This window comes from Serratia sp. TMDUHS_CL (assembly GCF_037137105.1).
In the GTDB taxonomy this organism is placed as follows: Bacteria; Pseudomonadota; Gammaproteobacteria; order Enterobacterales; family Enterobacteriaceae; genus Serratia; species Serratia nevei.
Window position 1 is genome coordinate 369,551 of the sequence record NZ_JBBBDV010000002.1, and the last position, 25,305, is coordinate 394,855.

A 25,305-nucleotide genomic window follows, 5' to 3' on the forward strand; every position below is an offset into this window, starting at 1 on the left:
TAGCTTGCGGCTTCGCGGGGCGGCTTTCCATGGCATAAAAAAGGCAGATATGCTTAACTGCCTTTTTCTCGTAGCTATAATAAAGAAAATACCTAACGGAGGCGTTATGGATGATATCGATCGCCAGATCCTGACTCTTTTGGCGCAGGACGCACGCGCGTCGTTGAAGACGCTGAGCGCGCAGGTGGGGCTGTCATCGCCGAGCACGTCGGAAAGGCTGCGGCGGCTGGAGGAAAGCGGCGTGATCCAGGGCTATACCCTGAACGTCAATCTGCAGGCGGTGGGCTACGCCTTCGAGTCACTGGTGCGTATCAAGCCGCTGCCGGGCATGCTGAAGAAGGTTGAACAGCTGATTCAGGCGATCCCGGAAGTGGTCGAGTGCGATAAGGTGACCGGCGAAGACTGCTTTATCGTGCGGCTGGTGGCGCACTCGATGGAACAGCTCGACCACACCCTCGATCGGCTGGCCGAGCATGCGCAGAGCAACACCTCGATCGTGAAAACCACGCCGGTCAAACGCCGCCTGCCGCCGCTGCTCTGATTAACGCCGCCGCTTGCGGGCAAACGGGTTGCCGCGCTTCTTCTCTTTTTTGGCCGCGTCGGCGGCGGATTTCAGCGCCGCCAGATGCGCCTTGTCGGCCTCCGGCACCGCGCGCTGTTCGATCGGGAACACCGGCAGCGACGCCAACAGCCGCGAACCGTAGTTTTTGGTCAACAGCCGGCGATCGTAGATCACGATCTCGCCGTAGCATTGGTTGCTGCGGATCAGGCGGCCGACCTGCTGGATCAGGTTGAACGAGGCGCTCGGCAGGCTCTGCACTTCGAAAGGATAGCGCTTCAGCGATTTCAGCCACTCGCCTTCGGTAATGATCACCGGGCTGTCGATCGGCGGGAACGCAATTTTGTGAATGTGTACCTGGGTCAGCAGCTCGCCTTTCAGATCCAACCCTTCGGCGAACGATTGCAGCCCCACCAGCACGCTGGCGACGCCCTTCTCCACCCGCTTGCGGTGTTCTTCCACCAGCCGGTAGCGCGGCTGGTCGCCCTGCACCAGCAGCATCAGCCGCAGATCGGTCACGTAGCTGAGGAAAGTCTGCATCGCCCGGTGGCTGCTGAACAGGATCAGCATGCCTTTGTGTTTGCCGCTCGCCTGCTCGGCGCGGAAACATCGCGCCATCTCCTCGAGGTGCTCCGCCTCGTTGGCGAGCGCCGGTTCATAGCGCATTTGCGGAATGACAATCTTGCCCTGTTCGACATGATTGAACGGCGAAGAGAGCGTTTCGAAGCGATCGCCGGCCTTCTCGCTCAACCCGCTCATCTCCTGCAAACGCGCGAAGCTGTTCAGCGAACGCAGCGTGGCCGAGGTGACCACCACGTGCGGCACCTTGCGCCACAGCAGCTTCTCCAGCTGGTCGCTGACGCGGATGCCGACGCAGTGCAGGTAGAGATGGGTAACGTTATCGCGCAGCTCGCGCGTGACCCATTTGGAGATCGGCGCGTTGGACGACTTGTCGAGCGCCGCCAGCCGCCACAGCTTGCTCATCGCTTCCAGATAGCCCAGCGTGCGGCTCATCTGAATGATCGACCGGTGCAGGCGCACGATGTCATGCTTGCCGGTCTGCTCGGTGAGATCGTTAAGCACGAACTCCGCCAGCCCGCGCAGCGCATCGGTCAGTTTGAACAGCCGCGCGCAGCTCTCCACCATCTCCGCCGGCAGCTCGCCCATCTCGAAACGGTGCTCGGCCGCCACGCTGTCGCCGGGCAGGTAAGCGCTGACCTGATGCTCGAAGATCTGCACCAGCTCGCGCAGCTCCTCACAATGGTTCTTCAGCCGCTCGCTGTTGGCCAGCCCCGGCGGATTCTTCGGCCGGTACTGCGTCATGCACTGCTCGACCTGCCGCACGATCATGTCCAGCTGCAGGTTGGTCGACAGCGCGGTAATTTCCCCGTCGATCTCCAACGCGTCGCGCGCCACCTCAGGCAAATGGTGGCCTTCGTCCAACACCAGCAGCAGCTCTTTCGGGTTCGGCAGCACCGACTCCGTCTCCAGTGCCGCCATCACCAGAGCGTGATTAGCCACCACCACGTCGGCGCTCTCGATCTCTTTGCGGGCAATATAGAACGGGCATTCGCGAATGTAGTGGCAGTTGCGCCCCAGGCAGTTGGCCTTGTCGGTGCTCAGCTTGGCCCACAGCGGATCGTCGATGCTTTGTTGATAGTGATCGCGCAGCCCGTCCCACTCGAAGCGAGCCAGCGCCTTGGTCAGCTTCTGGCACAGCGCCTGCTCTTCGCCGCTGGACGGCGCCAGCTCGTCGTCGAGGAACAGCGTCAGATCGCCCTGTTGACTGACGTCGGTGCTCATCGCCGCCAGGTTGCGCGGGCACACGTAGCGCCCACGGCCAAAGGCGCCGGTAAATTTCAGATCGGGGATAATCTTCTTCAGCAGCGGCAAATCTTTGCTGTAGATCTGATCCTGCAGCGCCACGTTGGCGGTGCTGACCACCAGCGGTTTGCTCTCCGCCCGCCCGACGGCGATGCCCGGGATCAGGTAAGACAGCGTTTTACCGACGCCGGTCGGCGCCTCGATCGCCAGATGGCGCGGGTAGTCACCGGCCAGCGTCTTCGCCACCTCGGCGATCATCTGGCGCTGGGGCGCGCGGGAAATAAAATCCGGTATTTGCTGCTGCAGGGCTTTGTACCACTGGCCAATCTGATCTTTAACTGCGGAGGAGAGCGCCATTCAACTCTTATCTAAACGAAATGATGGCGCTATTGTCCCACAGACCGCCCGCGGCGTCAGCCCGAGTTACGTCTGCGGATCGATCATCGAGGCACGCCCGGCGCTGAACGACCACTCGTCCAACTGGGTGGTGGTGATCACCACCATCACATCCTCGGGGCGCAGCCGCAGGTTTTCCGCCAGCAGCGCCGCCAGCCGCCCGTAGAAGCGCCGCTTGGTGTCGGTGTCGCGCGGCCGCCCGGCGGTGATGTAAAACAGCACGAAATCCGCGCTGCGCGGCCCGCCGAGATAGTCGCGATCGTAGATAAGCTCACCGGGGCGGTATTGATCGATCACCTGAAATTTATCCGTCGGCGGTACCTCAAAGGCCTCCACCAGCGCCTGATGCAGGCTGTCGGACAGGGTTTGCAGATAGTCGGCGGACTTGCCCTGATGCAGGGCGATACGGCTAAACGGCATGATTGGCCTCCTGTTCCAGCTCGCGCAGGCGCGCCACGGCCGACGCCGCCGCGGGCCAGCCGGCGTAGAACGCCAGATGGGTGATGAGCTCGGCCAGCTGCTGACGCGTCACGCCGTTGCGCTGCGCCAGCTGCAGGTGAAACGGCAGTTGTTCCACGCGGTTGAGCGCCACCAGCGCGGCGACGGTAATCAGGCTGCGCTCGCGCGGGCTCAGCGCCGGCCGCTGCCAAATATCGTCAAACAACACTCGGTCGCTGAGCTGCGCCAGCTTGGGGGCAATATCGCCGAACGCCTGTTGCCCGGCCTGGGATTCTGATGGCATCACACTCTCCTGTCAGTTGCGGATAGCCTTACGCTACCCGCCGCCGCAACGAGTGAAAATCGGGATTTTCGGCAGTCTCGGTTCAGAAAAACGGGAGGGTTCCCCGCCGGGCGGCGGGGAGGATTCAGGATTCCAGCGGGGCAACGCCGTCGAACTGCGCGCTCAGCAGCGCATTCAGCTCCGGCCGCTGTTCCACCCGTTCAGCGATGGCGTACAGCCGCGGACAGTGTTGCCGGAACCACGCGCGACCCGGCCGCCAGTGGCACATCACCGCCACGTACAGATCCAACGCGCTGAAGCTCTTGCCGAGAAACCACGGGCCCGCTGCGCCGGCGGCGGCGTTCAGCTGCTGCAATAAACGCTCGCGATAAGCCATTACCGCGTTTTTCAGCTGTTCCGCCCCCGCCGCCTGCGGCTGCCAGCGCTGCGGATGGTCGGCATAGGTGAAGGTGGGGTAAATCTCCGCGTTGATGAACAGCAGCCAGCGCAGAAAACGCGGCAACAGCGGCGAACCGCCGGGCGGCGCCAGCTCGGCATGCGGTGCGCGATCGTGCAGCAGCAGAATAATCGCCGCACTCTCCGTCATCACTTCGTCATTGGGCAACACCAAGGTAGGCACCTGACCCAGCGGGTTCAGCGCCAGCAGGCGATCGCGCTCCGGGCCGTCCTGCGTGTAGTCCACTTCCTCATAGCCCCAGGGGAAAGCGGTCAACGCCAACGCGGCGGCCACGATCGTCGAGCCGCAGCCCTGCGTACCGAACAAAGTATAAGTATCGTGCATGATTCCTCCCGCAGCGGAACAAGGTATCGGTAACTGTAGACCAGCCGCCGACCATCGGCTGAAGAAAAAATTCACCCTTTGCGCGACTTTTTTAATCGTTCGACATGAAAATGAATTTTTTGTCATAAATAGATCACATTACTACGGTAAAAATTCTCCGCCGCAAACAATCAGGCGGCACAGTAAAACAGCAATGCAACTGATGATAAGCGTCTTTCAATCGAATAAAGCAGGGTAACTCATGAAACGTAATCTTCTGGCCGTTATTATTCCGGCACTTTTACTTGCGCAAGCGGCACAGGCAGCAGAAATCTACAATAAAGACGGCAACAAACTCGATTTTTACGGTCGTGTGAAAGCCCTGCATTATTTCTCCGATGATGCCGGCAACGACGGTGATAAAACCTACGTCCGTATCGGCTTTAAAGGCGCGACTCAGATTAATGACATGCTGACCGGTTACGGCCAGTGGGAATATCAGATCGCCGCCAACCATTCTGAATCCGACGGCACCAAAGACACTAAAACGCGTCTGGGCTTCGCCGGTCTGAAATATAAAGACTTCGGCTCTTTCGATTACGGTCGCAACTACGGCATTATTTACGACGTCGGCGCCTGGACGGATATGCTGCCTGAATTCGGCGACGATGCTTACGTCAAGACCGACAACTTCATGAACGGCCGCACCAACGGCGTTGCCACCTACCGTAATAACAACTTCTTCGGTCTGGTTGACGGCCTGAAATTCGCCGTGCAGTACCAGGGCAAGAACGAAAACGACGGCCGCTCCGCCAGCAAGGCGAACGGCGACGGTTGGGGCCTTTCCTCCAGCTATGAAATTATCGACGGCCTGAGTGTGGGCGCCGCCTATGCCTCTTCCAACCGTACCGCCAGCCAGAAAGCGGGCACCTTCGGCAAAGGCGACAAGGCCGATATCTGGGCCGCCGGTATGAAATACGACAACAACGATGTCTACCTGGCTGCCACCTACTCGGAAAGCCGCAACATCGCGCCTATTTCCGGCACCGCCACCATCAATAACCGCTCCACCTCCGTCAGCGGCTTCGCCAATAAAGCAGAAGGCCTGGAACTGGTTGCGCAATATCAGTTCGATTTCGGTCTGCGCCCATCGCTGGGCTATGTTCAGCAGAAAGGCAAAGATATTGAAGGCATCGGCGATGCCGACCTGGTGAAATATATCGATGTCGGCGCGTACTACTATTTCAACAAGAACATGTCGACCTATGTCGATTATAAAATCAACCAGCTCGACAGCAATAACAAGCTGGGTCTGAAAGACGACAACGTGATTGCCGTCGCCCTGACCTACCAGTTCTGATGTGATGAATGAATAACCACCACTGCAAACTTTAGCGTCACTTGATACCCAGAGTTTTATTTCGCCGGGCGGCTGCGTCCGGCTTTTTTGTTTTTATTTTCCCGCCAACGAATGCCCCCGCTTGCCTTGCAAAACAAACGGGTCTACATGTATAGCTTTCCCCCCGAGCGGAATCAGCCATGCATAACGACGGACGCTTCGACTACCACAACGCCCTGCGCTACAGCAGCGACGAGCTGGCAAACATCCTCAACCACTGTTTTGAAAACTACATCGTGCGCTTCGTGCTCGACGGGCCGACCTTCGCCGCCCGCTTCGGCGCTGAGGATCTCAGCCTGAACGACAGCCTGATCGTCACCCACCGCCATGAACCGGTGGCGGTGGCGCTGATCGCCCGCCGCGGCCGGCACAGCCGGGTTGCGGCCTTTTCCGTGCGCCCGGAGATGCGCGGCCAGGGGCTGGGCAAGGCGCTGATGCAGCGGCTGGTGGCGGATGCCCGCCACCGCGGCGACCGACGGCTGTCGCTGGAAGTGATCGAAGGCAACGAAGCCGCGCTGGCGTTGTATCATCGCGCCGGGCTGCGCATCGTGCGCACCCTGACCGGCCATCAGGCGCCGGCGGAAGCGCCGCCAGGCACGGCGGCGCTGCAGGCAGTCGATCCGCTGACCGTCAGCCATCGCCTGACGGCGGAAGGCGCCACCGACCTGCCCTGGCTGATCGCCCCCGAATCGCTGTTCAAGCTGCCGGGCAAACCGCAGGCCTATACGCTCAATCGTCAAGCCTACGCCGTGGTGATGCCCGGCGCCGAGCACTGCTGGCTGCGCCTGATCTACGTGCCGCCGCAGCACCGCGGCCAGGGGCATGCGCGCGCCTTGCTGGCCGCCCTGCAAACGCGGTTCGCCCCTTTGCCGCTGACCGCCAACGTCTTTGTGCCCGAGGTGGCGGCCCCCTTCTTTACGCATCTTGGCTGGCGGCAGGATCCCCTGCGCCAGTTCGAGATGGATATGCTGCTGGACAGCCCACAAGAATAAAACCGAGAGAGATAACGATGGCAGGAAGACAGGCAAGGAAACTCACCCTCGGCGCGGCGGTCGGCGTCGCGCTGCTGACGTTGGCCGGTTGCGCGCAGCCGCCGCACACCGACGCCCAGGCCCAGCAACGGCTGGCGGATCAGTCGGTGCTGGCGGTGAACTGGTTCCAACAGTCCGGCGAATACCAGGCGTTGGCGCATCAGGCGTTCAACAGCGCGCAGCGCGCCTTCGATCAGGCCAAGGCCGCGCCGGGCCGTAAAAAGGCGGTGGTGGTCGATCTGGATGAAACCATGCTGGACAACAGCGCCTACTCCGGCTGGCAGGCGCAGCAGGGCCAGCCGTACGACGGCGCCACCTGGGCCCAATGGACGCAGGCCGAACAGGCCGGCGCGGTGCCGGGCGCGGTGTCGTTTGCCCGTTACGTTAATACCCATCAGGGGACGATGTTCTACGTATCGAACCGCAAGCAGAGCGAGTACGCCGCCACGGTGGCCAACATGCAGAAGCTCGGTTTCACCGGCATGTCGGAAAAGACCGTGCTGCTCAGCACCGACACCTCCAATAAGCAGGCGCGCTTCGACGCCATCAAACAAGCCGGCTATGACATCGTGGTGTACGCGGGCGATAACCTGAACGACTTCGGCGCCGCGACTTACCACCAGGACAATGCGCAGCGCCGGGCGTTCGTCAGCGAGAACCAGGGCAAGTTCGGCACCGAATTCATCGTGCTGCCCAACCCGATGTACGGCGATTGGGAAAGCGGGCTGGCCCGCGATTACAACAAGCTGACGCCGCAGCAGAAGCTGCAGGTGCGCCAGCAGGCGATCAAAGCCTGGCGCGGGCGCTAAGCCTCACAGCAGTTTGTACATATAGCAGGTGGCCTCCAACGCCCCGCCGTCGCTGGCGCGGGCGTATTGTGGGATGTCACCTGCCGCTTCGAACCCCAATTGGCAGTACAACCCCTGTGCCGCACTGCCGCTCAGGGTATCCAGCACCAACAGGCTGCGGCGATGACGCGCCGCCAGCGCCTGCACTTCCTGCATCAACAGCCGCGCGACGCCCTGCCGCCGCGCCTGCGGGTGCACCATCAGCTTGACCACTTCCGCCCGGTGGCGGCCATTGTCCGGCATCGCCAACAGCAGCTGCACGGTGCCGACCGGCCGCCCGTTCGCGAGCGCCACCAGCATCGCGCGCTCTCCCCGCGCCAGGGCCGGCAGCAACCCCTGCCAAAACGCCCGCGCCTGTTCCAGCGTAAAAGGCATGACAAAACCGATGCTGGCGCCGTGCGCCACGCTGGCGTGCAGCATTTCGGCCAGGTCGGCCAGGGCGTTGTGCGCCGCGTCGGCGTCCCACTGTTGTAATTCAATCATGGCTATGGCCTGCAGATAACGAGCGTGTAATGGGCCGGCTCATCGCCGGGGACATGGAAACGGGAAGCACCGAACAGGCGGTAGCGCAGACAATCGCCGGGCGACAGCTGGAAAACACGCCCTTCCAGCGTCAGCTCCAGCTGCCCGGACAGCAGCCAGAGGTGATGCTCCAGCGCCGGAATCGACGGCAGGTCGTAATCGATCTGCGCGCCGGCATCGAGCCGGGCTTCGATAAATTCGGCCTTATACAGCGCGGCAGGCGGGGAAACGGAGCGACGGTGAAAACCGCTGGCGCGATCGACCCATACCGGCTGTTGCGGCGGCCGCAGCAGCTCCGGCGGTTCGTCTTCGATTTCGCTCAGCAGGCGCGACATGGTCAACCCGTAGGCGGCGCACAGCCGGTTCAGCAGCGACGCCGTCGGGCTGGTTTCGGTGCGCTCCACCCGCGAGAGCGTCGCCCGGCTCAGGCCGGTGCGTTGCGCCAGCTCCTCCAGCGACCACCCCTGCTGCTGGCGCAAATCCGCCAACCGCTGCGCCAACCTCAGGTCAGCCGTCTCCAAACCGTTATCCATCGCTCACACTCCGCCGAAAAATCCCATATAAGAGAAATAATCTCAAATTAGAGATGTGGCAAGCGAATTTTAAAAAATGCCGCGCAGCGCGATAAATATCAGCAGGCTCAGCAACACCACCGCCAGCATGTTGCGCAGAAAGAACGCCAATATCACCGCAAACACCGCCCCCCACAGGTAAGGGTTATCCGGCGCGGCGCGCAGCTGGTCGCCGCTGAAGGCGATAATCGGCCCGCAAATGGCCGTCAGCACCGCCGGCACGGAAAAGCTCAGCAGCGTTTTAACGCGCGGCGATAACCGCAGCGGCAATCCCGGCGCCAAAAAGCAGTAGCGGTTGAAGAACACCACCAGCCCCATCAAGACTATCGTCAGCCAGATCATCGGCGCCCCCCGCTGCACAGCAGCCCGACCAGCATCGCCGCCACGGTGGCGATCACCAGTGCGCCCGGCGTCTGGAAATGGTGCAACACAATGGAAAGCAGCAGCGCGGTCAGCACGCAGGCCAACACCGGCAGGCTGCGCACCAGCGGCACCACGATGGCGATAAAGGTGGCGGCGATGGAAAAATCCAACCCATAACCGTCCAGATCCCCGGCGCTGCCGGCGGCTACGATGCCGAGCAGCGTGGAGAGAAACCAGCACAGGTAAAAAGTCAGCCCGGCGCCCAGCGCATACCAGCGGTCGAAACGCGCCGGCGCCTGTTCGCCGGTCAGCGCAAACAGTTCATCGGTGAGCAAGAATCCCAGGGCCAGCCGCCAGCGTAACGGCAGCGGCGCAATGCGCTCCCGCAGCCGCAGCGCATAGAGAAAATGCTGGGCGGTGACGAAAAAGGTCGACAGCAGGATCGCCAGCAGCCCGGCGCCGCCCTTGATCATGCCCATCGCCACCAGCTGCGCCGCCCCGGCGAACACGATGGCCGACATGCCCAGCCCCTGTGCCGGCGTCAGGCCGTTTTGCAGGGCCATCGAGCCCGCCAGTATGCCCCACGGCACCACCGCCAGGCACAGCGGCAAGATCGCCACCCCACCCTGCAGAGCGGGGCGCAGGCGGGCAGACGGCGGCGTGATGAGGGGGATTGAATCAGTCATGGGCTTCTCCTTTGATTGAAGAAGCCAGCTTACGGCGCAGGCGCACACGGGTATTGCACCCGATTGCCCGGTTATTTCAGCGATTTGACGTAGTCGCCCGGCGTGATGCCCATCGACTTGCGAAAATGGCGGTGGAAATGGCTTTGATCGTGAAAACCGCAGCTCAGCGCGCTGTCCAGCACGCTGCTGCCGGCCTTCAGCATGCCGCGCGCCTTGCGCAGCCGCGCCTGAATTTGATAGGCGTGCGGCGGCAGACCGGTGGCCTGCTGAAACTGCCGCAGCAGGTAATAAGGGCTGAGCGCCACTCGCTCCGCCAGCTCCAGCAGCGAAATGTCCGCCTCGGGGAAATCGTCGAGAAAGGCTTTCACCCGCGCCACCTGGCTTTGCGCCCGGCTCTGCGGCGTGGGATCGATGCGGCTTTTGCCGTGCCGCAGCATCAGCCAGGTCAGCGCCGAGAACACCATGGTCTCTTTCATCAGCCGGTTCTCATCGCTGCGCAGCAGGCTGAACGCCATCCGCAGCTGGCCGGCCAGGCCGACGTCGTGCACCACCGGGTTGGGGAAATAAGGCGTCGCGCCGGCGCCGGTTTTCAGATCGCGCGACAAAAACGCCAGTAGCTCCGGCGTCGGGTACATCGCCTGATACGACCATCCCTCTTCGGTGGCGGAGCTGCCGGTGTGGATGTCGTCGGCGTTGACCAGAATGATGCTGCCCAGCGGCGCCACGTGTTCGCCACCGGTGCGGTAGAAACGCTGGGCGCCGTCGTCGATGACGCCCACGCAGAAGCCTTCATGGCTGTGGCGCGAGAAGGTTTGGCGGCGGTAGGTGGCCTGCAGCACTTCCAGCCCGCCGAGATCGTCGACGTGCATGAAATGGGCCTGTTCCCGGGATGCTTTGCGCGCTGCGCCTTCCACCTTCATCTTGCCTACCTCCGCTGAATGAGCGCCATTCTAGCACTCACGCGAGGGCGGGGTTTGTACAAAATTGCCCGTCTCGGCGCCCGGCGGCGCGATCGCCGCGCAGCGCCAGGCGCTGAACACCGCCAGCAGCGGCGCCAGCGCGAAAGCCAGGAACAGCCAACGCGCCGCCGACGCCGCGCCCACCGCCCCGCCCGGATCGTTCAGCCCCGCCAGATTGGCCGTCATCCCGGCCAGCGCCGCCCCGAACGCGGTGGCGAACAGCTGCACCGTGGTAATGGAAGCGCCGGCGATGTCTTTGTCCGCCTCAGGCGCCACCTGCAAAATGCGCGTCAGCAGGTGCGGCCAGCCGAAACCGATGCCGAATCCCACCAGCAACAGCGCAATGACGATCGGCGCCAGCGCCTGCCAGTGGCCACCGGACGGCACCGGCATCAGGATCGCCAGCGCCAGCAGCCCCACCAGCACAAACAGCGGCCCGCTGACGATCGCCCGGCGAATACCCGCCCCGCGCCAGCCGGAGCTGAGGATCTCGGACAGCGTCCAGCCGGCGGCCATGGCAGCGGCGATATAGCCGGAGATCAGCGGCGACTGGCCGTGCAGCAGCTGCAGGAAATACGGCACGAAGATCTCGCTGGTCATGCCGATCACCAGCAACGCGGTCGTGATGTAGAGCGCCGCCAACGATGAACCGCGCCGCAGTGCGCCGTGCGGTAACAGACGGGCCCTCGAGTGCGCTTCACGCTTCAGCAGCCAAGCCATCAGCAGCAGCGAGAGCGCGATGCCCGCCAGGTTGATCCAGGCGCTGTGTGCCAGGCTGCCGGCGGACACCACCAGCACCGCCACGGTCAGCAGCAGCAGCTGGGCGGCCGGCAACGGCGCGGCCGCCTGCTGCGCTTTGCCCTTGGGCAGGATCAGGAAGGTAAACGCGGCGTACAGCGCCATGATCGGCAGCAGAATGCCGAAGGCCCAACGCCAGGCGTGCAGCTCGGCGAAAATGCCGCCCACCGCCGGCCCCACCAGGGTGGCGATGCCCCACATCGCCGAGATGAGCGCCATGGCGCGCGGCCACAATCGCTGCTCGAACACCAGGTTGATCATCGCGTAGGAGAGCGCAAAGATCAGCCCGCCGCCGAAGCCCTGCACCGTGCGGCCGATCAGCATCACCGGCATGCTCGGCGCCAGCGCACACAGCGCCGCCCCGGCGATGAAGAACAGCGAAGCCACCAGATAGGCGCTGCGCGCGCCGTAGCCGCTGAGCAAGCGGGCCGACAGCGCGGAGCCGAGGATCGACGCCACCACGAACAGCGTGGTGTTCCAGGCGTAGAGATCCAGCCCGCCGATATCCTGCACCACCGAGGGCAGAATGGTGGTGGCGACCAGAATATTGATGGCATGCAGCGCTACGCCGAGCGAAAGCGCGATCGCACTGGCCGCATTTTTGCCGGAGAAGAGGTCGCTCCAGCGGCTATCGTCATGGGTTATCACGGTTGTCGTCCTGTTTTCAGAGGAATGGCATTGAGTTGGTCATGAGATTGCGTTAAATTTAACAAGAGTTATCTTGGAATAAGTTAGGGCGAGGCGGAGAAATATGTCAAGAATAAACTTGGAAAATAGCGGCAGCACCGCACAATCGGTCAGTGACCGCTTGCTGACGCTATTGAAAACCCGCGGCCCGCAGCAAGCTTCTGACGCAGGAAAGGTGCTCGGCACCACCGGTGAGGCGGCCCGCCAGCAGTTCGTCAAGCTGGCGAAAGAGGGACTGGTCGAAGCGGTGGCGGAAACGCGCGGCGTGGGCCGCCCGGTGCAGCTGTGGCATTTGACCTCGGCTGGCAACGCGCGCTTTCCCGACACCCATGCGGATCTGACGGTGCAGCTGCTGCGCACCGTGCGCGACAAGCTGGGCGAACAGGCGCTCGATGTGCTGATCGAGACCCGCGAGCAGGAAAACCGCATCAACTACAAGCAGGCGATGATCGGCGCCGCCGATCTGCAGGAGCGCGTGGCGCGCCTGACCGAGATCCGTTGCCGCGAAGGCTATATGGCCGAATGGCGCCAGGAAGAGGACGGTACCTATCTGCTGGTGGAAAATCACTGCCCGATCTGCGCCGCCGCCACCGTCTGCCAGGGCTTCTGCCGGGCGGAGTTGAGTATCTTCACCGAAGTGCTGCAGGCGCAGGTAGAGCGCGCCGAACACATTCTGGCCGGCTCGCGGCGCTGCGCCTACCGCATTTCGCTCCTGTAACACCGGTTTTTGCCCACGTTTTCAACCGGTACAGATTATTCTGCTTGTGCACCCCGCACCTTCCCTTCTAAGGTTGAATTAACGAACATTCAGGCAAACAGCGGGCCTCGCGCCCGCCCTGAGAAATCCGCCGGCGCCTGGCGCGCTAGCGGCAGAGTAACCCCACGGGAGTTGAACGATGAAGAAGCCGCATGCCGGATTCTGGCTGGCGACGCTGGGACTGGGCGTCTGCTGGCTGCTGGCGCTGCTGACTCGCGATCGGCTCAACGGCATACTGCTGGCCGGCGCGGCGCTGGCGCTGATTTTTACCCCCGCCGCCCGCCGTAAAGGCGCGGCCCTGGCCGCCTTGGGCGGCATCGGCATGGATGGGCTTTGGAGCTACAGCGGCGTGCTGCACTACAGCGGGCAACACGGCCTGCCGCTCTGGGCCATCGCGCTTTGGATCGGTTTCGGCTGCTGGTGGTATTGGTTGCTGGACGTGGTCAGAGCGGCCCCCTGGCCGCTGGCGGTGCTGGGCGCCGCCGTCGGCCCCTTCGCCTACGCCGTATCCTGGAAGCTAGACGCCTTGCTGCCCGGCGTGCCGCCGGAGTTCATGCTGCTGCTGCTGGCCGTCGGCTGGTCGATTTATCTGCCGGCCGTCAGCTGGCTGCAGTGGAAACGACGGGACAGCTGAACGGCGGGCAGCGGCCGGGAAAAATAATGCCGAAGGCCATTGCTTATCGGTTGCCCGATCGGGTTTACTGAGCGTTCTAATAATAATCATCCCTGCAAAATACAATCCTATGCTTAGCCAACCAAGCCGTCGCGTCCTGCCGTTGATCGGGGCGTTGTTCACGTTATATATCGTTTGGGGTTCCACCTATTTCGTCATCCGCCTCGGCGTCGCGCAGTGGCCGCCGCTGATGATGGCCGGCATTCGCTTTCTGACCGCCGGCATCGTGCTGTTCAGCTTCCTGGCCTGGCGCGGCCACGCGCTGCCGACGCCGAAGCAGTGGCTGGCCGCCGGCGTCATCGGCATTCTGCTGCTGGCGGTGGGCAACGGCCTGGTGACGGTAGCGGAGCACCAACACGTACCGTCCGGCATCGCCGCGGTGATGGTGGCGACGGTGCCGCTGTTCACCCTCTGCTTCAGCCTGCTGTGGGGCATGCGCAACACCAAACTGGAATGGGCTGGCATCGCGCTCGGGCTGGTGGGCATCGTGCTGCTCAACACCGGCAACAACCTGGTGGGCAACCCGACCGGCGCGCTGCTCATTTTGCTGGCGTCGGCCAGCTGGGCCTTCGGCTCGGTATTGGGATCGCGCATCTCGCTGCCGGCCGGGCCGATGGCCGGCGCGGCGGAGATGCTGGTCGCCGGCGTGGTGTTATTGGTCGCCAGCCAGCTGAGCGGCGAACACCTGACTCAGATGCCGAGCACCAGCGGCTTTCTGGCGCTGGGGTACCTGATCGTCTTCGGTTCGATGCTGGCGATCAGCGCCTATATGTTTTTGTTGAAGAACGTGCGCCCGGCGGTCGCCACCAGCTACGCCTACGTCAACCCGGTGGTGGCGGTGCTGCTCGGCATCGGCTTTGCCGGCGAATCGCTGGCGCCGCGCGAGTGGCTGGCGCTGGCGATCATCGTGGCGGCGGTGGTGCTGGTGACGCTGGGGAAATACCTGTTCGCCCGCCCGGCCCGCGTGCAGGCCATCGACAGCGAACGGTAGCGATCGCAAAAGGCGGTCTGTGGGCCGCCGTTAAAAACGATTCTTGTTTCACCCGGTGAAGGGGCTATAATTCCCGCTGTTCCAAGCAACCTGCGAAATTATTCCTATGCTGAAAAAAGCGTTCGTCATCGTCATCGCCCTGTGCGCCTTCGGTTCTTTGGGCGGCGTATTTCTCGCCGGGCTGAACATCTACACCCGTTCTACTACCCCGCACGAAGAAAGCGCGCCTGCCGGGGATGCCGCCGCCACGCCGGCGCAAACCGAAACCCTTCAGGCCAAGTGATCGTCCATCCAACGCTGGCAGCGCTGCTGTAAAAAGCGCTGCAGCTGCCTGACGCGTTCCGACACCTGCGAGCGATGCGGGCAGACCAGATTGATCGGCACCGCGTCGCTGCGCCATTCCGGCAGCAGTTGCACCAGCCGCCCGGCGCGAATATCCGCCACCACGTCGATCGCCGACTTGCGCACCACCCCGTGGCCGGCCAGCGCCCAGCGCCGCGCGATCTCGCCGTCATCGGTAAAATAGCTGCCGTTCAGCGGCACTTCGACCAGCTCCTCACCGCGCCATAGCCGCCATTCCACCTGCCGTTTGCCACTGGGTTGATACACCAGAATGCTGTGCCGGGCCAGATCGGCCGGCGTTTGCGGCACGCCATGCCGCCGCAGATAATCCGGGCTGGCACAAATCAGCCGCCGGTGCTGCGGCAAAATAGGCAGCGCCACCAGCGAAGAGTCGGCCAGCGCCCCGAAACGCAACGCCACGTCCACCGGTTCGCGGAACAGATCGGCCTGCCGATCGTTGATCAGGAGCTGCAGCTGAATATGCGGATGCTCTTGCCGGAACTCGTCCAGCCAGCCTAACAGCAGATTACGGCCGAAATCCGACGGCGCTGAAATCTGCAGCACCCCAGACAACCCCTGATGCTTTTCGCGGATCGCCTGCTCCCCTTCAGCCAACGCGCCCAACGCCAGGCGCGCGCTGTCGAGATAGCGGGCGCCCTCCTCCGTCAACCGCAGGCTGCGGGTGGAACGCACCAGCAGCCGCGCGCCCAGCTGCTGTTCCAGCCTTTTCACCGCGATGCTGGCCGCCGCCGGCGTTATATCCAGCGCGCGCGCCGCGGCGGAAAAACTGCCGCCGTCCACCGTGCGGACAAACACCTCGAGATCGACAAATGAGGTCATGCGTTTCCCTTCTTGGAGAGCCGGTTTCACGGCGTAACGGGTTGACGATAAAACGCCCAATAGTTATGATTAGATCATAACAAATGGAGCTTTGATCAATGGATGAACACAATGGACTGGACTACATCCTTAGCCTGCACGGCACGCGGGTCAATCGTGAGGATGGCTATTGGTGGAAAATCGAGGCTTGGACGGTGACCCAAACGGCCTTTATCCCTCACGGCATCCGTTACAATTTGACCTTGCATGATAACCACAATACCCGGGTTTTTGGCATAGATAACGCGCATGCCATTAAAACCCCTCGCAAAGGTAAATTTTCAGGCCGCGTCGTTTACGATCACCAACATGACACCCCGACGGACAAAGGCTTACCCTACGAGTTTCATTCCGCCTATCAGTTGGTGGAAGATTTTTTTACCCGGATAGACGAAGTCATACGCAAGAGAGAAAACCGAGGTTGATGATGAAAGCACTGATTGGCGTGATGCCCGAAGAACTGATTCGCAAGCGCATACTGGCGATCGCGAAAGGAGAATACCAGCCGCAGGAACGTGAACCCAAAGTCTGGTTCACGTCGATGATTGCGCTGGCCCAGGTGCTCAGCAACGAGAATATCGCCCTGCTGCGTCTTATCGACACCGCCCGCCCCGAGACCATCAGCCAGCTGGCCGAACTGTCCGGTCGGCAGGTCAGCAACCTGTCAACCACGCTGAAAACGCTGAGCGGGCACGGCCTGGTGGCACTGGAAAAACAGGGGCGCTCGGTAAAGCCCCGAGCGCTGTTTACCGATTTCGAAATTATCGTGGATCAGAAGTTAAATGCCCGCTTTAGCGCTGCGTGATCTTTAAAAGATATTAATAAGTGTTTGTCAGCAAGGCCAATTGTTAGGTCATTTTCAATCAGGAAAGATAGATCCCGTTGAAACTTACCCTAAAAGAGGCCTTAACATGACGATTCCCGATTCCCCTCTGAAACGACAGAAACTGGTGATCCTGGGCGGCACCAGCGGTATTGGCGCCGCGGTGGCCTACGCGGCGGCGGCGCGCGGCGCTGAAGTGGTGCTGGCTTCGCGCCGCCTGCCCCACGCCAGGGAGAAGAACGACGCGCTGCGCCTGATGCAGGCCGATCTGACCGATGAAGCGTCGCTGCACGCGCTGTTTGCCGCCGTCGGCGCTTTCGACCATTTGGTGATCACCGCCGGGCCGCTGGTGGAGGCGAAGCCGCTGGCGGAGACTACCCTGGAACGGGCGCAGGCCGACTTCAACGTCAAATTCTGGGGCAGTTTGCGCGCGGTGCAGGCGGCGCTACCGACGCTGGCGCCGCAGGGCTCCATCACCCTGACCTCCGGCCAGCTGTCGCGTAAATACCTCGGCGGTCAGCTGGTCAAAACCGCCATCAACGCCGCGCTGGAAGCGGCCGGCAAGCAGCTGGCGAAGGAGCTGGCGCCGCGGCGGGTGAACGTAGTCAGCCCCGGCATCACCGCCACCGAAGCCTACGACGGCATGAGTGCCGCGCAGCGTCAAGCGCTGTTCGAACGGGTTGGCGGCAGCCTGCCGGTCGGCAGGGTCGGCCAGGCGGCCGACGTCGCGGCGGGTTACCTGCTGGCGATGGAGAACGGCTTCGTGACCGGCAGCGTGATCGACATCGACGGCGGCGGCCTGTTGTAACGGCGGCTAGAGCGCCGTCACGCCCTGCGCGGCGGCCTGCTGTTCCAGCACGGTGATAATCTGGTAGGCCGAACGCGGCACCAGGCTGAAATCGCCGATCAGCAGGCGGTCGCTGACCGCCTCATCCAGCATCGCCCGGGCGCCGGCGCGCAGGATTTCCACCTGTTCCGGCGGCGTACCCGCCGCGGTGATCAGCGGCAGGCCGGGCACCGCCGCCGTGCGGCCGATGATTTTCAGCCCCTCCAACGCCTGCGGCTGCGCGCGACGCAGCAGTTCCATGCTGATCGAATCGATGGCGGCGATATCCGCCTGCCCGCTGCGGATCAGCTTCAGCGACTGATAATGCGCGCCGGAGGCCATCGCCGCACCGAAGAATTTCCCGTCCTGCGCCAACGGCGCGATCAGCGCGCGCAGGCCGTTGTAGCCGGACTGGGAATCGGTGCTGTTATAAGCCACCGTCCGGCCGCGAAAATCCGCCAGCCGTTCGCCGGGATCGCCCGCACGCACCACCAGCCAACTGCGGTAATTCGGCCCGTCGCACCCTTCAACCCGGTAATGGTAGGTGCCGATCAGCTGCACCTGCGACAGGGTGCTGACCAACGGATAACCGCAGGTTTGGCTGAGCAGCAGATCGTCGCGCCGCCAGTGCTGCGCCAGATCGTCCGGCCAGCTGAGCCGCTCCGGCGCCGCCGGCAGCCCCAGCCGCAGCAGCTTGTCGCGCAATACCTGCCAGAAAGATTCGGCCTGCTCCCGGCCAACGCCGTACATCGGTAGAGACACCTGCATCATTTCCCCCTTACCCCGCCGGAGTGGACGCCAGCGTCTGCTGACGCCAGGCGGTGAGATAACGCACCCAACGTTCGAACAGCATATCGGTGATAATAGCCAACAACGCCACCACCGCCGCGCCCTGGATCACATAGGCGGTGTTAAACCCGCTCAGACCGATGATGATCGGCGAGCCGAGGGTTTTGGTGCCGACGGTGGAAGCGATGGCCGCCGTGCCGATGTTGATGATCACCGACGTGCGGATCCCGGCGACGATCACCGGCGCCGCCAGCGGCAATTCGACCCGCCACAGAATTTGCCAGGCGCTCATCCCCACGCCGCGGGCAATCTCGCGCGTGGCGGGCGGCACCGATTCGATGCCCGCCAGCGTGCCCTGCAGGATCGGCAGCAGGCCGTACAGCACCAGCGCAATGATCGCCGGCTGTTCGCTGAAGCCCATCACCGGCACCGCTACCGCCAGCACCGCCACCGGCGGGAAGGTCTGCCCCACCGCCACCACCGTTTCCACCAGCGAACGAAACTCCCGACCGCTGCGCCGGGTGACGGCCACGCCGGCCACCACGCCGAGAGCCACCGCGATCAGGCTGGAGATCGCCACCAGCGACAGGTGCGCCCCCACCAGCGCGATAAAGCTGTCCTGCTGATAAATGGGCCGCTCCAGATCGGGGAACCAGGCGGCGAACAGGCCGCGCAGATGATCCATGCCGAACACCAGCGCCAACAGCAGCGCCAGCGTCCAGGGCAGCGGATCGCGCAACAGGCGCCAGACGCGCCCGCTCATGACAGCGCCTGCCCGGCGATCAGATCGTTAAAGTGCAACACCCCCAACGCTTCGCCCCGTTCATCCACCACCGGCAGGCAGTCGCTGCCGCGCGCCACAAACACCGACAGCGCCTCGCGCAGGCTCATGGCGGCGGCGATCGGTTCGCCCTCGGCGGCGCCGGGCCGCACCCGCTCCGCCACCGTTCCCAGCGACAGCAGCTTGATGCCGCGATCGCTGCGCCCGAAGAAATCCCGCACGAAGTCGTTGGCCGGCGCGGTCAGCAGCGCCAGCGGCGTGCCCTGTTGCACCACCCGCCCCTGATCGAGCAGCACCAGGCGATCCGCCAAGCCCAGCGCTTCATCGATGTCGTGCGTCACCAGCACGATGGTGCGGCCGGAGAGCTGATGGATGCGCGCGATCTCCGCCTGCAGCGCCGCACGGGTAACCGGATCCAGCGCGCCGAACGGTTCGTCCATCAGCAACACCTCGGGATCGGCGGCCAGCGCGCGCGCCACCCCCACCCGCTGCTGCTGCCCGCCGGACAGCTGATGCGGGTAGCGGCGGCGAAACAGATCCGGCTCCAGATGCAACAGCTCCAGCAGTTCGGTCACCCGATCGCGAATGCGCGCGCGCGGCCATTTCAGCAGCTGCGGCACGGTGGCGATGTTCTCCTCCACCGTCCAGTGCGGGAACAGGCCGATCGACTGGATCGCATAGCCCATGCGCCGCCGCAGATCCTGCGGTTTGAACGACTGGATCTCTTCGCCGGCAAAGAGAATCTTGCCCCGATCGTGTTCGATCAGGCGATTGATCATTTTTAACGTCGTGGATTTGCCGGAACCCGAGGTGCCGATCAACACGGTGAATTCGCCCTCGGCGATGTGCAGCGTGAGATCGTCGACCGCCGGCTTGCCCTGAAAAATTTTGCTGACTTGCTCAAAGTGAATCATCGGCGCGATACGTCCAGGATTGAAACCCAAAATTTAAACAGCGAATCGACGATGACCGCCATCATGACCACCGGGATCACCCCCAGCAAAACCAGATCCAGCGCGCTGCTGAGCAGCCCCTGGAACACGATGGCGCCAAAGCCGCCGGCGCCGATCAGCGCCGCCACCACCGCCATGCCGACGGTTTGCACCGCCAGGATGCGCACGCCGGTCAGGAACAGCGGCAGCGCCAACGGCAGCTGCACGCGCAGGAAGATCTGCCCGCGCGTCAGCCCCATGCCGGTGGCGGATTCGATCACCCCGGCCGGCACGCTTTGCAGCCCCGCCACCACGCTGCGCACCAGCGGCAACAGCGCGTACAGCACCAGCGCCACGATCGCCGGCGCCATGCCGATGCCGCTGACGCCGTGCTCCGCCAGCCAGGGCACCGCCGTCGCCAGCCCCGCCAATGGCGCGATCAGCAGGCCGAACAGCGCGATGGACGGCACGGTCTGGATAATGTTCAGCGCGGAGAAAATCGGCCGCTGCCAGCGTTCGGAGCGAAAACACAGCACCCCGAGCGGCACGCCGATCGCCAGCGCCGGCGCCATCGTCGCCAGCAGAATCGTCAGGTGCTGCAGCAGCGCGGCGTCAAACACCTCCTGGCGATTGTGGTACTCCTTCAGCAGCGACAGCTGATCGAGCTGATGCCCGAACAACAGCAGCGCCGGCGGCACCAGCACCAGCGCGTTGCCCAGCATGCGCCACAGGTGCGACGCGGTGAGGCGCGCCATGGCGTCGGCGGCGATCAGCAGGCTCAGCGCCATCGTCAGCCAGCATCCGCTGCCCCAGGAGGTGCGCGCCAGGCGCGATCCCTCCTGCGCCAGGCGTTCGGCGGCCTGCCCGCTGATCCAGAAGGCCAGCGTCAGCACCCCGCAGGCGGCCAGCGCCGCCAGCAGCGCCCGCCCCCGCGTCGGCGGCAACAGGCTGAGGATCGCCAATGCCGCCAGCGGCAACAGCAGCCACAGCGCCGGGCCGTGCAGCAGGGAGAACAAGGAGAGGCTTTTGCCCGACAACAGGCGATTGGGGGCATAACTGAGGAACGGCAGGCCGAACGCGGCCAGCAGCAACAGCATGAACAGCGTCAACAAGACGCGATGTTTTACGGCGATAGTCAAAGAAACGCTCCGGCTCCCTCGGTTTACCCCCTCTCCCGACGGCAGAGGGGGCACCTCGGCATTATCCCTTAACAAACCCTTTCTCTTTCAGGTAAGCGGCCGCCACCTGTTTGGCGTCCTGGCCTTCCACGGCGATCTGCGCGTTGAGTTTTTGCAGCGTCGGCCCGTCCAGCGAGGCGAATACCGGCTTGAGCAGCTCAGGCAGATTGGCGTGCGCCTTCAACGCCGCTTCGCGCACGATCGGCGCCGGCGCGTAGATCGGCTGTACGCCTTTCGGGTCCGCCAGCGTCTGCAGCCCCAGCGCCGCCACCGGGCCATCGGTGCCGTAGGCCATCGCCGCGTTGACGCCGGAGGTCTGCTCCGCCGCCGCCTTGATGGTCACCGCCGTGTCACCGCCGGCTAGGGACAGCAGCTGATCCTGATTCAGTTTGAAACCGTAGGCGTTCTGGAACGCCGGCAGCGCATCCGGCCGCTCAATAAATTCCGCCGAGGCCGCCAGCTTGAACTTGCCGCCGCCGTTGATCCACTTGCCGAGATCCGCCAGCGTTTTCAGATGGTTGGCCTGCGCCACGTCCTGACGAATGGCGATGGTCCAGGTGTTGTTGGCCGGCGCCGCGTCCAGCCAGACGATTTTGTTTTTGTCGTAGTCGAGCTGCTTCACCTTCTCGAAGCCGGCCTGGGCGTTCTTCCACGCCGGATCTTTCTCATCGGAGAAGAAAAACGCGCCGTTGCCGGTGTATTCCGGATAGATGTCGATCTCGCCGGAGGTGATGGCGCCGCGCAGCACCTTGGTGGTGCCGAGCTGCAGCTTGTTGGTGGTCTTGATGCCGTTGGCTTCCAGCACCTGCACGATGAGGTTGCCGAGCAGCGAACCTTCGGTATCGATCTTGGAGCCGACGCGCACCGAGTCGGCCGCCTGCGCCAGACCGCCGGTGGCCAGCAGGGCCAGCGCGACGGCAAAGGAACGTCCGCGTGATAAGGTGATTGCCATACTTTTCCTCTGGTTATATGTTTTCCGGCTCATGGGCCGGTTAGGTTGGAAAATCCTGAGAAACACGCTTCCAGCGCGCAATAAATTTTTCCGTCGGCAGGGCATCGCCTTCTCCCTGCGGTTCATCGGCGCGCAACGGATGCACGCCAACGTCGATCGGCGTCAGGGCGTAATCGCGCAGCCACTCGCCGTAGCCCTGCGCGACAAATCCCTGGCTGCGCCGCTGATACGCCTCACGCTCCGCCAGATAGACTTCGCGCAAACCGTACCAGGGCAGGCCGGGCAGATCGTGATGCACTAAATGGTAGTTCAGATTGAGAAACAGCAGCCGCCACGGCCAGCCCGCCTCATTAATAATAGAACGTGCCTGCGGTGCGTCCACGGCGCGATGCTCAAAAAACGATCTTACCTTGGTCAGCGCCAGCGCCGGGTAGCTGATGGCCAGCAGGTAAAACGCCGCACCGATACCCTGCGCCTGCAGCCAGTTCAGCAATATCACCAACAGCGACAGGTGCACTCCCCACATCATCCAGGTACGCCACTCCCCGGCGGCAAGCGCTTTCACCGCCCCGGCCAGGGTCGCGGCGATATCCAACGCCGGGCCGAGGAGCACCCGGCCGATCAGCGTATTGCGCACGGCGGTCAGCAGCGGCAACAGGCGGGGATAGCGCCGCCACTGCGCGGCGCTGAAGTAATAGCTTTCGGGATCTTCGTGCGGATCGGTCAGGTGGTCGTTGCGGTGGTGGCGCAGATGCGAATCGCGATACAGCCCATAGGGATACCACACCGCCAGCGGCAACAGGCCGAACAGCTGATTGACGCGCGGCCAGCGCGTCGGATGGCCGTGGATCAGCTCGTGTTGCAACGACAGGTACCAGGTGGTCAGGAGAATCAACAGCGGCGCACCAAGCCACGGGCCCAGCGTTTGCCACCCCAGCGCCACGCCGAACCAGCCGCCGTACACCGCCGCCATGATCCCCCAGGTGGGCAATTCCATTCGCCAATAGCGGCGCCGATAAAGCTGCCTGATTCGTTCGCGCTGTTCGGGGTGCAAATAGTGGGCATGGGACATGCTGCGGCTCGCGGTGAGAGATTTTCTCTCAGTATCCGCGAGCCGTAGCGGCGTTCAAAATAACGAAAATGGCAAAGCTAAGTGAAAATTCAGCGGGTTGCGTACGCGGCCTGCGGTTCGCAGGCCACCGGGAAATTCACCGAGTTGGCGATAAAGCACAGGTGATGCGCCTTCTCGTGCAGCTGTTGCGCCAGCTGCAGATCGTCGCCGTCGCGCACCGTGACCTGCGGCCGCAGCGTCACCGAGGTGAAAAAGCCGCCGCGCGCCGCGTCTTCACGCATCACCCCGACGGCGTTGTCCTGATAGGCCAGTACGGAAATGCCCGAGGTGGCGCACAGATGCAGATACCATAATTTGTGACAGGCGCTGAGCGAAGCCACCAGCAAATCTTCCGGGTTCCAGCGCGTTGCGTCGCCGCGGAAGGCCGGATCGGCGGAGCCGGCGATGTCTGCCTTGCCCGCGGCGCCGATCAGGTGATCGCGCCCGTAGGCGCGGTAATCCTCGGTGCCTGCGCCCAAATTCCCCTGCCAGGTGACCGCCACCTGATAATGATGTTCGCCTTTCATGCCTTTTTCTCCCGTTGGCCAGCCAATGCAACCTCGTCTTGAGACGTGCCCGGAAAACACTATTGGTGGAAAAGCGTGAATACGCAAACGGCGAAACGAGAAAAAACGGGCCGCGCAGGCGGCCCGTCGGTCACATCCCTTCAGGGAACGAAATCGAGCACCACGGCGTTGAACAGCGCGTACTCGGTGGCGGTGGCCATCGGCGGAAACTGCGCGTGCTGCACCGCCGCACTCGCCGCTGAGCACAGAGGCGCGTCGCCTCTTACGATCTTGCTGCTCGCCAGCTTGCCGTCCGGCCGCAGCCGAATGCTGATGGTGCAGCGTTGGCCGCGCGCGCGTTCAGGCAAACGCAGTTCGCGGCTCACCGCGTTATGCACCCGCACCGGATAGCTGAGCGGCACCGTGGCCTGCGCCTCGGCCTGCGGCTCCGGCAACGGGATGCCGGCCTGACGCCCGGCGCCGCAGCCGCTTAACAGCAACAGCGCCAACAGGCTTAGTGTCTTTTTCATTCCCTATGTCCTTATTGGGGGGATTTATCCTTATCGCGCGGCCCTCACTGCGCCGCCGGGTAAGCCTCGCCGTCATCCGCGTAACGCTGCAGCCGCTCGCGCCACCACTTGGCCGCCAGACCGCTGGCGCTTTCCCGCCAGCCGAAATAGGCAACGTCGCTGCAGCGCTCAGATTCCACGCGTTTCGCCACCAGTTCGCCGCTGTTCAGGTAAGGTTCTGCCAGAGAACGCGGCAGATAGCCGCAGCCCAACCCGGCCAACTGCGCCTGCAGCTTGGCGTCGAAGCCGAAGACCGTCAGCGTATCCTGCTCTTCGAGCAGGTTCAGGCTCTGCGGCGCGTTGACCCGCGAGGTATCGCGCACCACCACCGCCCGGTGCTGACGGATTTCGTCCTTCGGCAACGGTTCCGGCAGCGTCGCCAGCGGATGCTGCGGCGCGACGGCGAACACGTAATCCAGCTGCCCCAGCCGGCTGAACGCATAGCCCACCCGCGACGGTGGCTCGCAGATGGCGCCGATGATAATGTCGGCGCAGCCATAAACCAGCGATTCCCAGGAGCCGGCCAGCACCTCATGGCTGAAACGCAGCCGGGTATGATGATGTTGCCGATAGAACTCGTCGATCAGTGGCAACAGGCGGGCGAACGGGAATGAGGCGTCGATCCCGAGCGTGATCTCGCTTTCCCAGCCGTTCTCCACGTAGCGCGCCTGCTGCTCCAGATCCTGCGCCGCCCGCAGCAGTACCCGGCCTTTTTCCAGCATCAGCTTGCCGGTATCGGTGAACTTCGCCCGGTGGCCGGAGCGGTCCAGCAAGGTGATGTCGAGATCGTTCTCCAGCTTTTGCACCATATAGCTGAGTGCCGAAGGGGTTTTAAACAGTGCGGCGGCCGCGGCGGCGAAAGATCCGTGTCGGTCCAGCGCGTCCAAAATCAGCAGCGCTTCCAGGTTTAATCTCATGCTTTCTCCCGTGTATAAAAAAACTCAACAAGTCGGCAAAAATTCTGCGGTATCTTTGAAATCGCCCTCTGCCTACCATGCGTTTTATCGGCGTTACACTCATCAGATGTTCAACCGAAATATCACTGGGAAG

The 25,305-nt window shown here is 63.2% G+C and carries 31 protein-coding genes; 11 read left to right on the plus strand and 20 right to left on the minus strand.

All coding sequences use genetic code 11. The features are described 5' to 3' along the window. Positions 1-106 precede the first annotated feature (106 nt). Complete coding sequence (locus tag WCL58_RS05445) at positions 107-541, plus strand: Lrp/AsnC family transcriptional regulator (RefSeq protein ID WP_038880548.1); 435 nt, start codon at positions 107-109, stop codon at positions 539-541. Here WCL58_RS05445 and dinG read toward each other — a convergent pair whose 3' ends face one another. From dinG to WCL58_RS05465, 4 genes are all read right to left on the minus strand, one after another. Beyond that, on the minus strand, positions 542-2,740 hold the full coding sequence (gene dinG / locus WCL58_RS05450; RefSeq protein ID WP_033637643.1) for an ATP-dependent DNA helicase DinG: 2,199 nt from the start codon (positions 2,738-2,740) through the stop codon (positions 542-544). 66 nt (positions 2,741-2,806) lie between these two features. Next, positions 2,807-3,199 (minus strand): tautomerase family protein, encoded by a 393-nt coding sequence (locus tag WCL58_RS05455; RefSeq protein WP_047728244.1) that lies wholly within the window; start codon positions 3,197-3,199, stop codon positions 2,807-2,809. Next, positions 3,189-3,521: a carboxymuconolactone decarboxylase family protein gene (locus tag WCL58_RS05460; protein WP_049200944.1), complete on the minus strand. Its 333-nt coding sequence runs from the start codon at positions 3,519-3,521 to the stop codon at positions 3,189-3,191. Before WCL58_RS05460 ends, WCL58_RS05455 begins: the two co-directional genes overlap by 11 nt. A gap of 124 nt (positions 3,522-3,645) precedes the next feature. Further along, the gene (locus WCL58_RS05465) at positions 3,646-4,302 is read right to left on the minus strand and encodes a glutathione S-transferase family protein (protein WP_038880560.1); all 657 of its coding nucleotides are present in this window, start codon (positions 4,300-4,302) and stop codon (positions 3,646-3,648) included. Positions 4,303-4,543: 241 nt separating this feature from the next. Here WCL58_RS05465 and ompC point away from each other — a divergent pair, with 241 nt between their 5' ends. From ompC to WCL58_RS05480, 3 genes are all read left to right on the plus strand, one after another. Further along, positions 4,544-5,641, plus strand: a complete 1,098-nt coding sequence (gene ompC, locus WCL58_RS05470) for a porin OmpC (RefSeq protein ID WP_038880563.1) — start codon at positions 4,544-4,546, stop codon at positions 5,639-5,641. Between the two features lie 179 nt (positions 5,642-5,820). Next, a complete protein-coding gene (locus tag WCL58_RS05475; RefSeq protein ID WP_197827198.1) occupies positions 5,821-6,672 on the plus strand; it encodes a GNAT family N-acetyltransferase in 852 nt (283 codons plus the stop codon). Positions 6,673-6,689: 17 nt separating this feature from the next. Beyond that, positions 6,690-7,520: a 5'-nucleotidase, lipoprotein e(P4) family gene (locus WCL58_RS05480; RefSeq protein ID WP_336850691.1), complete on the plus strand. Its 831-nt coding sequence runs from the start codon at positions 6,690-6,692 to the stop codon at positions 7,518-7,520. Between the two features lie 3 nt (positions 7,521-7,523). Here WCL58_RS05480 and WCL58_RS05485 read toward each other — a convergent pair whose 3' ends face one another. The 6 genes from WCL58_RS05485 to WCL58_RS05510 all read right to left on the minus strand — a co-directional run bounded on the left by WCL58_RS05485 (position 7,524) and on the right by WCL58_RS05510 (position 12,107). After that, on the minus strand, positions 7,524-8,042 hold the full coding sequence (locus WCL58_RS05485; RefSeq protein ID WP_141958472.1) for a GNAT family N-acetyltransferase: 519 nt from the start codon (positions 8,040-8,042) through the stop codon (positions 7,524-7,526). Positions 8,043-8,044: 2 nt separating this feature from the next. Continuing rightward, positions 8,045-8,614: a helix-turn-helix domain-containing protein gene (locus WCL58_RS05490; RefSeq protein WP_197658368.1), complete on the minus strand. Its 570-nt coding sequence runs from the start codon at positions 8,612-8,614 to the stop codon at positions 8,045-8,047. A gap of 69 nt (positions 8,615-8,683) precedes the next feature. Then, on the minus strand, positions 8,684-8,995 hold the full coding sequence (locus WCL58_RS05495) for an AzlD domain-containing protein (RefSeq protein ID WP_049200952.1): 312 nt from the start codon (positions 8,993-8,995) through the stop codon (positions 8,684-8,686). Beyond that, a complete protein-coding gene (locus WCL58_RS05500; RefSeq protein WP_064290268.1) occupies positions 8,992-9,702 on the minus strand; it encodes an AzlC family ABC transporter permease in 711 nt (236 codons plus the stop codon). The genes WCL58_RS05495 and WCL58_RS05500 overlap by 4 nt, the downstream gene beginning before the upstream one ends. 71 nt (positions 9,703-9,773) lie before the next feature. Continuing rightward, positions 9,774-10,622 (minus strand): AraC family transcriptional regulator, encoded by an 849-nt coding sequence (locus WCL58_RS05505; RefSeq protein ID WP_049200955.1) that lies wholly within the window; start codon positions 10,620-10,622, stop codon positions 9,774-9,776. 30 nt (positions 10,623-10,652) lie between these two features. Continuing rightward, positions 10,653-12,107, minus strand: a complete 1,455-nt coding sequence (locus WCL58_RS05510; RefSeq protein ID WP_060440421.1) for an MFS transporter — start codon at positions 12,105-12,107, stop codon at positions 10,653-10,655. A gap of 103 nt (positions 12,108-12,210) precedes the next feature. Between WCL58_RS05510 and WCL58_RS05515 the strand changes: the two genes are divergently transcribed. From WCL58_RS05515 to WCL58_RS05530, 4 genes are all read left to right on the plus strand, one after another. Then, a complete protein-coding gene (locus WCL58_RS05515) occupies positions 12,211-12,864 on the plus strand; it encodes a helix-turn-helix transcriptional regulator (protein ID WP_060421189.1) in 654 nt (217 codons plus the stop codon). A 178-nt stretch (positions 12,865-13,042) separates the two neighbouring features. Then, the gene (locus tag WCL58_RS05520; protein WP_049200960.1) at positions 13,043-13,537 is read left to right on the plus strand and encodes a DUF2878 domain-containing protein; all 495 of its coding nucleotides are present in this window, start codon (positions 13,043-13,045) and stop codon (positions 13,535-13,537) included. Positions 13,538-13,646: 109 nt separating this feature from the next. After that, positions 13,647-14,567, plus strand: a complete 921-nt coding sequence (gene yedA, locus WCL58_RS05525) for a drug/metabolite exporter YedA (RefSeq protein WP_060440422.1) — start codon at positions 13,647-13,649, stop codon at positions 14,565-14,567. A gap of 106 nt (positions 14,568-14,673) precedes the next feature. Beyond that, a complete protein-coding gene (locus WCL58_RS05530) occupies positions 14,674-14,850 on the plus strand; it encodes a hypothetical protein (protein WP_016928550.1) in 177 nt (58 codons plus the stop codon). Here the strand turns inward: WCL58_RS05530 and WCL58_RS05535 are convergent. Then, positions 14,838-15,749 (minus strand): LysR family transcriptional regulator, encoded by a 912-nt coding sequence (locus WCL58_RS05535; RefSeq protein WP_193158839.1) that lies wholly within the window; start codon positions 15,747-15,749, stop codon positions 14,838-14,840. The genes WCL58_RS05530 and WCL58_RS05535 overlap by 13 nt on opposite strands. Positions 15,750-15,847: 98 nt before the next feature. Between WCL58_RS05535 and WCL58_RS05540 the strand changes: the two genes are divergently transcribed. The 3 genes from WCL58_RS05540 (at position 15,848) to WCL58_RS05550 (ending at position 17,419) form a co-directional block, all read left to right on the plus strand. After that, a complete protein-coding gene (locus WCL58_RS05540) occupies positions 15,848-16,213 on the plus strand; it encodes a DUF6516 family protein (protein ID WP_336850695.1) in 366 nt (121 codons plus the stop codon). 2 nt (positions 16,214-16,215) lie between these two features. Continuing rightward, positions 16,216-16,593, plus strand: a complete 378-nt coding sequence (locus tag WCL58_RS05545; RefSeq protein ID WP_049201211.1) for an HVO_A0114 family putative DNA-binding protein — start codon at positions 16,216-16,218, stop codon at positions 16,591-16,593. 106 nt (positions 16,594-16,699) lie between these two features. Beyond that, positions 16,700-17,419, plus strand: coding sequence for an SDR family oxidoreductase (locus WCL58_RS05550; protein WP_141970102.1), 720 nt, complete (start codon positions 16,700-16,702; stop codon positions 17,417-17,419). Between the two features lie 6 nt (positions 17,420-17,425). On the opposite strand, the gene WCL58_RS05555 is transcribed toward WCL58_RS05550, so the two are convergent. From WCL58_RS05555 to WCL58_RS05595, 9 genes are all read right to left on the minus strand, one after another. Further along, on the minus strand, positions 17,426-18,187 hold the full coding sequence (locus tag WCL58_RS05555) for a phosphate/phosphite/phosphonate ABC transporter substrate-binding protein (RefSeq protein WP_080432947.1): 762 nt from the start codon (positions 18,185-18,187) through the stop codon (positions 17,426-17,428). A gap of 28 nt (positions 18,188-18,215) precedes the next feature. Then, a complete protein-coding gene (locus WCL58_RS05560; RefSeq protein WP_147839573.1) occupies positions 18,216-18,989 on the minus strand; it encodes an ABC transporter permease in 774 nt (257 codons plus the stop codon). Continuing rightward, positions 18,986-19,921: an ABC transporter ATP-binding protein gene (locus WCL58_RS05565; protein WP_033637623.1), complete on the minus strand. Its 936-nt coding sequence runs from the start codon at positions 19,919-19,921 to the stop codon at positions 18,986-18,988. The genes WCL58_RS05560 and WCL58_RS05565 overlap by 4 nt, the downstream gene beginning before the upstream one ends. Beyond that, complete coding sequence (locus WCL58_RS05570) at positions 19,918-21,078, minus strand: ABC transporter permease (protein ID WP_046686654.1); 1,161 nt, start codon at positions 21,076-21,078, stop codon at positions 19,918-19,920. The genes WCL58_RS05565 and WCL58_RS05570 overlap by 4 nt, the downstream gene beginning before the upstream one ends. A 61-nt stretch (positions 21,079-21,139) precedes the next feature. After that, complete coding sequence (osmF, locus tag WCL58_RS05575; protein ID WP_180548264.1) at positions 21,140-22,069, minus strand: glycine betaine ABC transporter substrate-binding protein OsmF; 930 nt, start codon at positions 22,067-22,069, stop codon at positions 21,140-21,142. A 40-nt stretch (positions 22,070-22,109) separates the two neighbouring features. Next, a complete protein-coding gene (locus WCL58_RS05580) occupies positions 22,110-23,141 on the minus strand; it encodes a fatty acid desaturase (RefSeq protein ID WP_197827196.1) in 1,032 nt (343 codons plus the stop codon). An 89-nt stretch (positions 23,142-23,230) separates the two neighbouring features. Then, positions 23,231-23,707, minus strand: a complete 477-nt coding sequence (locus WCL58_RS05585) for an OsmC family protein (protein ID WP_049200976.1) — start codon at positions 23,705-23,707, stop codon at positions 23,231-23,233. Between the two features lie 140 nt (positions 23,708-23,847). Then, positions 23,848-24,216 (minus strand): cell envelope integrity TolA C-terminal domain-containing protein, encoded by a 369-nt coding sequence (locus WCL58_RS05590; protein ID WP_100396113.1) that lies wholly within the window; start codon positions 24,214-24,216, stop codon positions 23,848-23,850. Between the two features lie 44 nt (positions 24,217-24,260). After that, positions 24,261-25,172 carry a LysR substrate-binding domain-containing protein gene (locus tag WCL58_RS05595; protein WP_049200980.1) on the minus strand — a complete coding sequence of 304 codons (912 nt, stop codon included), beginning with the start codon at positions 25,170-25,172 and terminating at the stop codon, positions 24,261-24,263. Positions 25,173-25,305: the final 133 nt, after the last annotated feature.